The 9887-nt window shown below is 55.7% G+C and carries 13 protein-coding genes and 2 pseudogenes; 9 read left to right on the plus strand and 6 right to left on the minus strand.

Translation table 11 applies throughout. The annotated features are described in order from the left end of the window. Positions 1–30: 30 nt before the first annotated feature. The 4 genes from QZ862_RS19390 to QZ862_RS19405 are packed head-to-tail and all read left to right on the plus strand — an operon-like array spanning position 31 to position 3183. Positions 31–876: an ABC transporter permease gene (locus tag QZ862_RS19390; RefSeq protein WP_296101451.1), complete on the plus strand. Its 846-nt coding sequence runs from the start codon at positions 31–33 to the stop codon at positions 874–876. Then, the gene (locus tag QZ862_RS19395) at positions 873–1748 is read left to right on the plus strand and encodes an ABC transporter ATP-binding protein (RefSeq protein ID WP_296101424.1); all 876 of its coding nucleotides are present in this window, start codon (positions 873–875) and stop codon (positions 1746–1748) included. Before QZ862_RS19390 ends, QZ862_RS19395 begins: the two co-directional genes overlap by 4 nt. Further along, positions 1745–2590: an ATP-binding cassette domain-containing protein gene (locus tag QZ862_RS19400; RefSeq protein ID WP_296101425.1), complete on the plus strand. Its 846-nt coding sequence runs from the start codon at positions 1745–1747 to the stop codon at positions 2588–2590. Before QZ862_RS19395 ends, QZ862_RS19400 begins: the two co-directional genes overlap by 4 nt. 44 nt (positions 2591–2634) lie before the next feature. Further along, positions 2635–3183, plus strand: coding sequence for a VOC family protein (locus QZ862_RS19405; protein WP_296101426.1), 549 nt, complete (start codon positions 2635–2637; stop codon positions 3181–3183). A gap of 500 nt (positions 3184–3683) precedes the next feature. On the opposite strand, the gene QZ862_RS19410 is transcribed toward QZ862_RS19405, so the two are convergent. The 3 genes from QZ862_RS19410 to QZ862_RS19420 all read right to left on the minus strand — a co-directional run bounded on the left by QZ862_RS19410 (position 3684) and on the right by QZ862_RS19420 (position 5257). After that, positions 3684–3956 (minus strand): hypothetical protein, encoded by a 273-nt coding sequence (locus QZ862_RS19410; RefSeq protein WP_296101427.1) that lies wholly within the window; start codon positions 3954–3956, stop codon positions 3684–3686. 102 nt (positions 3957–4058) lie between these two features. Then, on the minus strand, positions 4059–4847 hold the full coding sequence (locus tag QZ862_RS19415; RefSeq protein ID WP_296101429.1) for a DUF429 domain-containing protein: 789 nt from the start codon (positions 4845–4847) through the stop codon (positions 4059–4061). Between the two features lie 20 nt (positions 4848–4867). Then, positions 4868–5257 carry a response regulator gene (locus tag QZ862_RS19420; RefSeq protein WP_296081704.1) on the minus strand — a complete coding sequence of 130 codons (390 nt, stop codon included), beginning with the start codon at positions 5255–5257 and terminating at the stop codon, positions 4868–4870. A 171-nt stretch (positions 5258–5428) separates the two neighbouring features. Between QZ862_RS19420 and QZ862_RS19425 the strand changes: the two genes are divergently transcribed. After that, a complete protein-coding gene (locus QZ862_RS19425; RefSeq protein WP_296101430.1) occupies positions 5429–5671 on the plus strand; it encodes a hypothetical protein in 243 nt (80 codons plus the stop codon). Positions 5672–5880: 209 nt separating this feature from the next. Beyond that, positions 5881–6188 (plus strand): annotated as a pseudogene (locus QZ862_RS19430) (helix-turn-helix transcriptional regulator). Positions 6189–6254: 66 nt separating this feature from the next. Here QZ862_RS19430 and QZ862_RS19435 read toward each other — a convergent pair. The 3 genes and pseudogenes from QZ862_RS19435 to QZ862_RS19445 form a co-directional block, all read right to left on the minus strand. Continuing rightward, entirely contained in the window at positions 6255–6752 is a 498-nt protein-coding gene (locus QZ862_RS19435) for an RES family NAD+ phosphorylase (protein WP_296101431.1), read from the minus strand. Between the two features lie 8 nt (positions 6753–6760). Beyond that, positions 6761–7112: pseudogene (locus QZ862_RS19440) on the minus strand (MbcA/ParS/Xre antitoxin family protein). A gap of 134 nt (positions 7113–7246) precedes the next feature. Beyond that, entirely contained in the window at positions 7247–7693 is a 447-nt protein-coding gene (locus tag QZ862_RS19445) for a hypothetical protein (protein WP_296101432.1), read from the minus strand. Positions 7694–8134: 441 nt separating this feature from the next. Between QZ862_RS19445 and QZ862_RS19450 the strand changes: the two genes are divergently transcribed. The 3 genes from QZ862_RS19450 to QZ862_RS19460 all read left to right on the plus strand — a co-directional run. Then, complete coding sequence (locus QZ862_RS19450) at positions 8135–8881, plus strand: phosphoglycerate mutase family protein (protein WP_296101433.1); 747 nt, start codon at positions 8135–8137, stop codon at positions 8879–8881. A gap of 418 nt (positions 8882–9299) precedes the next feature. Further along, positions 9300–9533 carry an AbrB/MazE/SpoVT family DNA-binding domain-containing protein gene (locus tag QZ862_RS19455; RefSeq protein WP_296101434.1) on the plus strand — a complete coding sequence of 78 codons (234 nt, stop codon included), beginning with the start codon at positions 9300–9302 and terminating at the stop codon, positions 9531–9533. Positions 9534–9630: 97 nt separating this feature from the next. Continuing rightward, on the plus strand, positions 9631–9887 hold a 257-nt coding region (locus QZ862_RS19460; RefSeq protein ID WP_296101435.1), incomplete at its 3' end, for a transposase.

A 9887-nucleotide genomic window follows, 5' to 3' on the forward strand; every position in this document is an offset into this window, starting at 1 on the left:
GAAACGCCTTTCCGCTTGTGGAGCCTGCCGATGAAGACGATCAAACCGCTTTTGCGAGAGCCGCGGGTGGTGGTTGCCGGCGGCTTCCTCCTCATCCTGCTGCTCATCGCTGTCTTTGCGCCCTACATCGCACCCAAAGACCTGCTCGAGCAGGATTTGATGCTGGGCAACATGCCACCTGTGACCTATCCAGGGGCAGAGCCTGGCTACTATCTCGGCACCGATGATCTTGGCCGTGACGTTCTTTCCCGTGTGCTCTACGGGTCAAGGATCGCGCTGACCGTTGCATTCGTAGCTGCCAGTCTGTCTGCCATCATAGGAACGCTGCTCGGCCTTGCTGCCGGTTGGTATGGCGGGTGGGCGGATCGCATCATCTCGCGCCTTGTCGATATCTGGATGGCCTTTCCGCCGGTCCTTCTTTCCGTGTTGCTGGTGGCAGTCATGGGCTCGGGCCTTCACTCGGTCATCGCCGCGATCGTCATCATCGACTGGACGCGCTTCTGTCGTGTCGTGCGAACCGAAACCATGGCGCAGGCACGCCTTGATTATGTGATGGCCGCTCAGACGATCGGTTTTTCCCGCAGCCATATTTTATGGCGTGAGATTTTGCCGAATGTGGCGCCCGTCCTCATTGCTCTTGTCAGCCTTGAAATGGGCATTGCCGTCATCGTCGAAGCAATCCTTTCCTTTGTTGGCCTGTCGCTTTCTTCGGACATTCCAACATGGGGTGGCATGATCGCCCAGGGCCGCCAGATGATCCACCAGGGTTGGTGGGTATTCGTTTTTCCTCTTGTCGCGCTCTTTGCCACCGTTCTCGCTTTCAACCAGCTGGGCAACGGTTTGCGCAAGGCGCTTGATCCGGTGATGCGCCGATGACCCAGTCGCTTGTTGCTATTAAAGGCCTAAACGCCATCTCCACCCGTGACGCTGGCGCGCCTGTGCTGCGTGATGTTTCGCTCACCCTCAAAAAGGGTGAGGTGCGCGGTCTCGTGGGTGAATCCGGTGCTGGCAAATCCACGATTGCCAAAGCGCTGCTTGGCATTTTGCCATCCACCGTCAAGGTCACCGGCGGCTTCATCCGCTTCGAGGGGCGTGACCTTCTTGCCATGGCGCGCCGCGAACTCGCCGATATCATGGGTCGCGACATCACGCTGATCCCGCAAGACCCGCAAACGGCACTCAATCCGGCGCGGCGGATCGAAGCACAACTGACCGACGGGCTAAGGCTGAGGCTTGGTATGGGCAAGACGGATGCCCATCAGCGCGCACTTCAGCTTCTCGATGAAGTACAAATCCGTGATCCAAAGCGGGTGCTGGAGGCCTATCCGCATGAACTGTCCGGGGGCATGCGCCAGCGCATTCTGATCGCTTCGGCCTTTGCGTTGAACCCCAAGCTCGTTGTCGCCGACGAGCCAACGACCGCGCTTGACGTCACCGTTCAAAAGGAAATCCTGCGCCTCATTCGTCGTATGCAGGAAGCTCATGGAACAGCAGTGATTTTTGTGACCCATGACCTGGGTGTCGTCGCCAAAATCTGTGACAGCGTGACACTCCTCTATGCCGGCAAGGTGATCGAAGATGGTTCGACCCGAGATCTGCTGATGGCACCGAAGCACGCCTACACCCGTGCACTGATCGCTGCAGGTCCACGCTACGATCGACCCAATGCAGGGCTTGAGCCTGTGCCCGAAGCTGTATTCCGTCAACTGCGCGCTGAAATCGGCATCGCCGAAAGGAGCATCAGATGAGCGATCTTCTCTTTGAAGCCAAAGGCGTCGAAGTGACATATGGCGCGAGCAAGGGGCTTTTCGGTCGAGGCCGGACGGGCGTTCGTGTCCTGCACGGCGTGGACTTGTCGATCAGGCGTGGCGAGACGGTTGGCATTGTCGGGGAGTCTGGCTCAGGCAAGACGACGCTTGGTCGCGCGCTTCTGAAACTGGTGCCGCTGTCGGCCGGCATCATTCGTTTCGACGACCATGACATCACCCACGTTTCCCCGGAGACGATGCGGCCGTTGCGCCGACGTATGCAGATGATCTTCCAGGATCCGATGGCATCTCTCAATCCGCGTCATACAATTCGGCGGATTCTCACCGAGCCGCTTTTTCTGCACGGCCTTGCGAGTGACCGTCGTGACGCGGAGCGACAGGTGCGTGCCGTGCTCGAACGCGTGGCGCTGCCCGCCGTTGCATTGGATCGCGCGCCGGATGAGTTATCCGGTGGTCAGCGTCAGCGTGTCGGTATTGCCCGCGCAGTGCTCATGAAACCGGATTTCGTGCTCGCCGATGAGGTCGTGTCCGGTCTCGACGTTTCGACGCAGGCGCAGGTGTTGAACCTGCTGAAAGAGCTATCGCAGGAGATGGGGCTCGCCATGGCCTTTATCAGCCACGACCTGTCGGTCATCCGCGCGATATGCGACCGCGTGACGGTCATGCGCTTCGGCGAAGTTGTGGAGGAGGGGACATGTGGAGCTGTGTTCGACGCTCCGAAAACGCCCTACACGCGCTTGTTGCTTGACGCCATCCCGCTTCCCGAAATCGACGATGCGTGGCTGACACGGCCGGTGCCGGCGCTTGAGCCAGCCGCGTGAGGGCTCGCACTCCAACTAGGACACAGGCTAAAAGGAGATCTGTCATGACAGCTTCCACCCAAAAGGGCCTACCAGGCCTCGTTGGCCACGACCATACCGGACTGACGGTCCCCAACCTCGATGAGGCCATCGACTTCTTCGACCGGGTGCTTGGCTGCATCCACGTGCTCACTTTCGGCCCGATCGGCGATCCGGAAGGGAGCTTCATGACCGCAGCACTCGGCGTTCATCCGCGAGCGCGTATCGAGCGCGCAGCAATGATCCGCTGTGGCAACGGTTCAAATCTTGAACTCTTCGAATATTCCGCACCCGATCAACGGGATCTGAAGCAGAAGAACAGCGACATCGGCGCTTTCCACATTGCCTTTTATGTCCAAGACATTGCTGCCGCCAAGGCGTATTTGGACGAGATGGGCGTGGAGACCAGGCTCGGCCCTTTGCCTATTCAAGATGGCCCTATTGCAGGCCAATCCATTCTCTATTTCCAGGCGCCCTGGGGTCTGCAGTTTGAGGCGATTAGTTACCCGAACGGCATGGCCTATGAGAGTATAAGCCCGGTCCGGCTGTGGAATCCTCAACTGCCCGTCGATTGATTTGAATGACCGATCGAGCGCAGTAGCGGCGGTAACGTGTGGTGAGGTGTCTCAGCGATTGGCAAGCACCCGCACTGAGCTGCTTCGTCGCAAAAAAGGTCAAGTCGTTCTCCAACACTTCCTCCGCACCAGATGCGACGGGTCCAGTGGCCAGTCACTATACAATGAACTTGGCGACGGCATGCAACTTTGGGTCTCAGCCAAGCGGCAAGCCTTTCCGGACTGATCCCAGTTCTAAGGCATCGGAATTACTCCTGACATGGCGTTCGAGATGACAGGCAATAATGTTGCAAGCGGAAATGACGCACTCCTGGCACGGGCTATGACGCTCGCAGGTTGAAGGACGGCTCCTGACGCGGCCTACGTAATTTCTGCTACGGTTTCCTTGGCCGTGTTCGAGGAAAAGCTCAGCGGAAGGCAGGCTGATGCGGATGGGTGCGCCAATGCGTATAACGTAGGGCGAGTGGCTTTGCGTCCGTCTGAAGGTTAGTGGAGGCCTCTCATTTTTTATGTATCGAAGAGGCAGGGCTTTCAATCGGATTCCCGAACAGATCAACAGGTACAGGCTCAGGCAAACTCTTTTGCGTCGTCAGCCGGCCACCGAACGTTCGTGAACTGTTTGCTCGTCCAGCCCACAGCGCGAACTCGACCTTCTCTCCGGCTTTTATGTCACGGTCTGCGATGAAATATCCTCGGTGATCAGGGGCGGTGTCATGTCCGGCTTTTTCATTCTCGAACAAGCAAACCTCTCCCGGCTTGGGCTTGTAAGCCATTCGATGTCCTCACTTTCCATGCGCTGGCCATTTATCTTGATAGGCATCTGTCGACGACATATGGGATGCGCCAACCTTAGGAACCAAGATAAACGGGTTCGGCTAAGTCGCAGCGGTTGGCAGCCAGATTGCCGAAGTCTCGTCGCCATATGCTGTGGCGGTTCCGCCTAGCACACATGTTCCAACCCAGGCACACACGACTGCGTCCAGGCAATCCTCGTAAGCTTTCAGTTCATGGCCTCGCGAGGACGGGTCGGGCAGGGGCAAAGCGGATGCCACGCCCTTGATGCGACCCTCCAGCAAGTTGACTATGTCTGACCAGACGCTCAAAAGCTTGTGCCGACGGTCTACAAGGCTTTCTTCCGGCCAGTACTTGCGGGACTTCGCGTGCTTGTAAGGGAGCCTTCTGTCCGCTTTTGCCAGTTCGATTAACGCCGGATGTGGATAGACTTCGATAAGCGCAGGAAAAGACGCGCCAGATGTCAGAAGTGGATAGCCGTATCGCGCGAACCCCATGGTCAAGTCGTCACTGAGCTGGCCTGGTCGGCTCTGGCTTGGCGTATGGGTACCAGCGTGTCTCGATCCATAGAGTGAAGAAATCGCATTATCGGAAACGCGTCGCCCCATAATGGGGTTAGTCGACAAAGGCATGTCTACGGCGACAACACCGACAGGCGTGGCGATGAGTTCAGCCGTCTTTGACAGGAGAGCATGTGGATCAGGCGTCGAACCACGATGTCTGCCGTCTACCAGCTCCTGATCAGAAATGAACGCGTGATAAGACGCTGCAACTCGAACAAGTCGCCAATTAACGCCGTCACGTTCAACCAGAGCTACGCCACTTGGTTCTGTGAATGTCCATGCTGCATCAATGCCGAGAACTGCTGTCATAGAGAGTTGCTATCGCACGATCACACTGCTTGCGCCATCTCAACCGTCTCGTTTGCCACATATTGAGCTTTATCCAGCAAGCTCAGGAGCTGATCCAAGCTGTATGGCTTTGGCATGAAGACCCACTCTGGCGCGACGTCGGCGCTTACATCACGACCCGAAACGACAATGACCTGCGTTCGCGGACACACGCCTGACACCATGCTCGCGAGGTCGAGGCCGGTGAGGTGTCCTGGCATGTCGACGTCAGTGACCAATGCATCAAAGGATGGATTACGTCCGATCGCCGCGACAGCTTCAAGAACGTTCGCGGCCTCCACGACAGTGTACCCGTCGTCCCGGAGCGCCTCAACCAACATCAATCTGATCAAAAGATCGTCTTCTACGACGAGCACGGTACGCTGGGACATGTGTGGCTCCAATGGCTATCGGTTACTCAACTTGTCCACGCCCGTTTCGATCATCCCTGCTAACCAGTATTTGCGAACATATTTAATTAAATCTGAATGACCGGGCGTGCACTTGAAAGCTCATGCGTCCGCCATCACATGAACGTAGCAAGAACATTCATAGGAGCCGTCATGACGACGTCTGGTGAAAAGCAACTTTCGAAGACCGCGATCCGCACCTTGTCGGCGATCCACCAGTATCGCTACCAGCGGCGTTCTGGTCGTGTTTGGCTGGTGGGCGACAACCGTATATCGACCTCAACGGTTGCCAACCTTGAACGAGGAGCTTTCGTTAGAGAGATCGCCTCGAATGGGGTTCCTCGCCTCGTCCTTACCGATGGAGGCAAACGCCTTGTTGCCGGTCGCGGTGAGTAGCGGTTCAGGTATTTCAACACCGAATGGGCACTCTGCTCCCGCCGCAGTCGTGTGCGCTGGCAAGGAGCGTTTCAGGTCTGTTGCGCTTGGCGGCGGCCGCAGTGTGGTCCACCGGGCGATCAAGGCGCAATTTTTGATAGTGCTCACTTTAAAAGATACCCAAACGTATCAATACTAACGCCAGCGATACGTTTGGAGATCATGCGTTAATGAAGTCCGAAACCTTGGTGGAAATCGGCGATCTTTTGAGGGCACTTCGGAAGGGCCTCGATTTGACGCAGGAAGAGGTCGCCGAGTTGGCTGGCATATCGCGCCCGCGCTATCGCGAGATTGAGACCGGAACTAGCGCTGCCCGCGCGCGACCACCTTGGTGAATATCGCGCGTGCAATTAGTCTGGAGCTGATCTTCGTCCCGCAGTCAATGGTGCCGGCTGTCAATGCGCTGCTTCAGCCCCATGGCAGCGACGAGGATCTGCCTGCCTTCGTTCCCAGTTCCGATGGTGATGCCGATGCTTGATCTGGATTTCGGTTCAAGGCTTCATCTCGGCGCTTGAGGTGGTGCGAAAAGAGCGGAGGTTGGATGCTATCTCGATAGCCGCCGTTCGTCGTCGATCAAGGATAGGCGATTTGGGAGCGACGTTCCCAATGTCCATAGCACGATGTTGAGGTCAGCGTCGGTCATGCCGGGAGCAAAACTCCTGACGATCAGGCCGTGAAACCCGGCGTGTTTCAGATCGCAGGCAAGCTGCTGCGTTCGCGCTTCACCGCGCAGGTTCATCTCGTCTCGCCAAGTCGTGTTACTCAGCTCTTGAGGGGTGATCTGGTGTTTTTCGACAAGGTTTGGGTCACGCGTATCGAACACCGGCTCGAAATCCGCGTCATAGGGTACAAGCGTGGTAGGTTGCAAACTTCCCGCCTGATTTGCTTCTCTGAGCGCCGTCATGATGGTCAGTGACGTGTAAAGTGCCGGCATTCCCTTAGGATTAAATCGGCCGCCATAAAGTTCGGCGCCTCGTCCAGAAAGTAGCTCACGGGCGTAGAGCAGATTGAGCGCTCTGTAGAGCTTGCCTTTGTAGTGCATTGGAACGGTCAGGCATGGACGCCGGCATCAATGGCATCGATATAATCGAGCACTTCATCAGCCCGACCGTTTTCGCACGAGTTGCATTGCGGTGTGGCCGGAAAAGCCTGAAAGCGGCTCTGAGCGATACCATGCATAGGCAATCAGCGCAGATCCAAACCGAGGCTCGACCTTATTGACGACCTCGATCATTTCACGAAGGCGCCTCTGGGTCTTGTCGGATTTGATCCGCTCTTTGCGCTGGACGGCGTCTTTGCCGAGGCCCGCACTACGCGCGATGTCCTCGATTGTGGTGTGAAGAACGTCAGCGATCTTGTTGGGCGTAAACAAGCCATCATCAGCGTACTTTGTCAGAGCCATTATCAAAACCTTCCGCGTTTGACGATATTATGACGCGATAGCGTCACTTGATATGGCAATCAAGTGATGGCGCAGTGATATGGTTCGCTCAGGAGACCTCCAGATGACAGCCGACCGGATCGATGTCATGCTCATTAATGAGGAATAATTGGCTTGTTCTCGAAGCGAATTCTAAAGTTTCGGCGCTGGAAGTCCTCCCGAAAACAGACGAAGACAAGTTCGAGATCATGGGACGCGTCGTGTCTGCCCAGAAGGCTGAACGATGCGATGATGACGCCGTTATATCCACGGGTAATGCGAAACGCTGCGTTGCGCATCACAATCGCATCAGGATCTGCACGGTCCTCGCGACGCTCATAGATGACCCAGAAGCGGGCGGCTTTCCAGGTCACTTCCAGTAGTTCTCTGACTTTAGCGAGGAATTCTTCGGCGCTCATGGAGGGTCCCCACGGCAGCGGCGTCTCGCCGGTATCGTCCGCGACACTCAAATAGCCGTCGTATTCAATGCCAGAATTAAGCAGTTGCTCGATCCTGGAAAATGCGTTGTCTTCAGAAATTGTCGTCTTGAACAGGATTGCCATAACCGGCCGTCTCATCGATATCGGTCCGTTGCGGGTAGAACATCCATACGAAGAATACCAGTGCTTTGCGCTTCCTTTAAAAGAGCGAAGTTTATCGGACACCGAAGGCACGCTTGCTTGGCGAAGCGATTGGTGGACTTTTGTCGACGACTACGAGGGCGTTAGACCAGCGTCTGGTCAGACTTCGAGTTGTCACCCGATGCGTTGATTTGAGCTATTTGCGAGCGAAGCTTGTTTGTATCGGTCGCCAGGAATGTCGTGATCAGCGGTCAATTTTCCACGTCCGGTGGGCGACCATGTCAATTTGCTGACCCTCTGCCGGTTTGCAGTCTCGCGGTTTAGAGTTCATGTGATAATAGATGGTGCTGAAAGTCACCACTCTATCGATCTGTGTGTAAAAGTCGGGAGAGGTGGCGTCCAACCCTTGCAGCAGGATAGCTCATGCGCATCTTTCTTGTTCGTCACGGCGAATCTCTGGGTAATCTGGACGAGCGAGCTTACAGTCAGTTTGGCGATCACAATGTCCCGTTGACCCAGTGGGGATATCGTCAAGCGCGTGAAGCTGGATCTGTGATCGCAGCCTATCTTGCAGGACTGGCCGAACCGGGGTCAGTGACGCTTCGCGTATGGTACTCACCGTTCATGCGCACGCGCCAAAGCAAGGACGCTCTACTGGACGTCTTGCCTGTCGGGAGCATCGAAAAGGTCCGCGAGGATTATCTCCTGCGGGAGCAGGATTTCGGGCTCTTCACAGAAATCTATGACCATGCTGAGCGCAAGCAGAAGTTTCCCGACGAATTCGAGAAATGGGCGAGGCTACGCAGTAATAATGGCAAGTTCTATGCCCGGCCGCCCGATGGCGAAAGCCGTGCCGATGTCGCGCAGCGGACGCGCCTGTTCCTGCAGACCATCATGCATGAGGCGCGTCACGGCCACGACACTGTAGTGATCGTCGGCCACGGTGTTACCAACCGTGCCTTCGAGATGAGTTTTCTTCAGCATCCGGTTGACTGGTTTGAACGATCCGTCAATCCAGGTAATTCGGACATTACGCTGATCGAGGGGACGCGCGAGATCGGATACACCTCCAAGCTGCTCCATCAGGCGAGTGATCGTCAGCCTGGCCAGAACGAACTGCGAGAGGTATATGGCGCGCAAGTAACGATCAAGCCAGGACCTAAGTTGTAGAAGAGCTTCCTTGACTGCTTCAGGTCGCAGATCGTCACTTCAGGGAAGGGGTGCAGTGAACGTAACCGTAATTTTCAGGGGTGGGACGGACGCGCAGGGATCGTTCAGAAATCGTGGGGTCTCCTGTCACCTCATCAAAATGGTCTGAACAATGAAACACATTTAGTGACCCCTTCGATGGTATAATAAAACTGATAATCTCTCTAATCGTCCCTGTTTAATGGGTCTATTGTCGAATTCTCGTTGGTAGTTGAATGCGGTCGCGAGGGCATGGTTAACGAAACCTAGCATTTGCAGGCTGAAAGTTGCCGACATGATCTGGTGCCTGGGCCTTAGCGGCCGTTTTCGAGACGGGACCAGTCGAAAAAGATGCACGAAAGTAATACCATTTCATAAGTCGGTTTTACAGGAATTTGACATGTCAACAACTGTCACGGCCAAAGGGCAGGTCACCATTCCAAAAGCCGTACGCGAGCTTTTAGGGATTTTACCTGGAAGCTCGGTCGATTTTGTTCGGGCCCCCGATGGGAAGATAGTTCTCGTCAGAGCTGAGAAAAAACATCCACTCACTCGTTTCGCCAAGCTGCGCGGCCATGCTGGTGAAGGTCTGAGTACCGACGCCATCCTGGCTCTGACCCGTGGTGACGAGTGACGTTTGTCGATACAAATGACGTGCCCCCGTTAAATTAGGCCATTTAGAACTGGAATTTTCCACTTATGTTTCCTTGTGGAAAGAAGAGGAGAATTCGATGAAGGCCTCGAAGTTTTCGGAAGCGCAGATCGCGTTTGTTTTGAAGCAGGCAGAGGATGGAGCACCAATCGGCGAGGTCTGCCGCAAGGCGGGAATTTCGGACGCGACGTTTTACAATTGGCGCAAAAAATACTCAGGTCTGATGCCCTCGGAGATGAAGCGGCTACGACAGCTTGAGGAGGAGAATGCCAAGCTGAAGCGGATTGTTGCCGACCTGTCGCTGGACAAGGCCCTGCTGCAGGATGTGCTTTCAAA

It is taken from the genome of uncultured Agrobacterium sp. (assembly GCA_913777615.1).
GTDB lineage: Bacteria > Pseudomonadota > Alphaproteobacteria > Rhizobiales > Rhizobiaceae > Agrobacterium.

What these genes read in the sequence shown, in the direction of transcription:
- QZ862_RS19390 (WP_296101451.1), top strand. Translation starts at nt 31, where the DNA reads ATGAAGACGATCAAACCGCTTTTGCGAGAGCCGCGGGTGGTGGTTGCC.
- QZ862_RS19395 (WP_296101424.1), top strand. Translation starts at nt 873, where the DNA reads ATGACCCAGTCGCTTGTTGCTATTAAAGGCCTAAACGCCATCTCCACC.
- QZ862_RS19400 (WP_296101425.1), top strand. Translation starts at nt 1,745, where the DNA reads ATGAGCGATCTTCTCTTTGAAGCCAAAGGCGTCGAAGTGACATATGGC.
- QZ862_RS19405 (WP_296101426.1), top strand. Translation starts at nt 2,635, where the DNA reads ATGACAGCTTCCACCCAAAAGGGCCTACCAGGCCTCGTTGGCCACGAC.
- QZ862_RS19410 (WP_296101427.1), bottom strand. Translation starts at nt 3,956, where the DNA reads ATGGCTTACAAGCCCAAGCCGGGAGAGGTTTGCTTGTTCGAGAATGAA.
- QZ862_RS19415 (WP_296101429.1), bottom strand. Translation starts at nt 4,847, where the DNA reads ATGACAGCAGTTCTCGGCATTGATGCAGCATGGACATTCACAGAACCA.
- QZ862_RS19420 (WP_296081704.1), bottom strand. Translation starts at nt 5,257, where the DNA reads ATGTCCCAGCGTACCGTGCTCGTCGTAGAAGACGATCTTTTGATCAGA.
- QZ862_RS19425 (WP_296101430.1), top strand. Translation starts at nt 5,429, where the DNA reads ATGACGACGTCTGGTGAAAAGCAACTTTCGAAGACCGCGATCCGCACC.
- QZ862_RS19435 (WP_296101431.1), bottom strand. Translation starts at nt 6,752, where the DNA reads ATGCACTACAAAGGCAAGCTCTACAGAGCGCTCAATCTGCTCTACGCC.
- QZ862_RS19445 (WP_296101432.1), bottom strand. Translation starts at nt 7,693, where the DNA reads ATGGCAATCCTGTTCAAGACGACAATTTCTGAAGACAACGCATTTTCC.
- QZ862_RS19450 (WP_296101433.1), top strand. Translation starts at nt 8,135, where the DNA reads ATGCGCATCTTTCTTGTTCGTCACGGCGAATCTCTGGGTAATCTGGAC.
- QZ862_RS19455 (WP_296101434.1), top strand. Translation starts at nt 9,300, where the DNA reads ATGTCAACAACTGTCACGGCCAAAGGGCAGGTCACCATTCCAAAAGCC.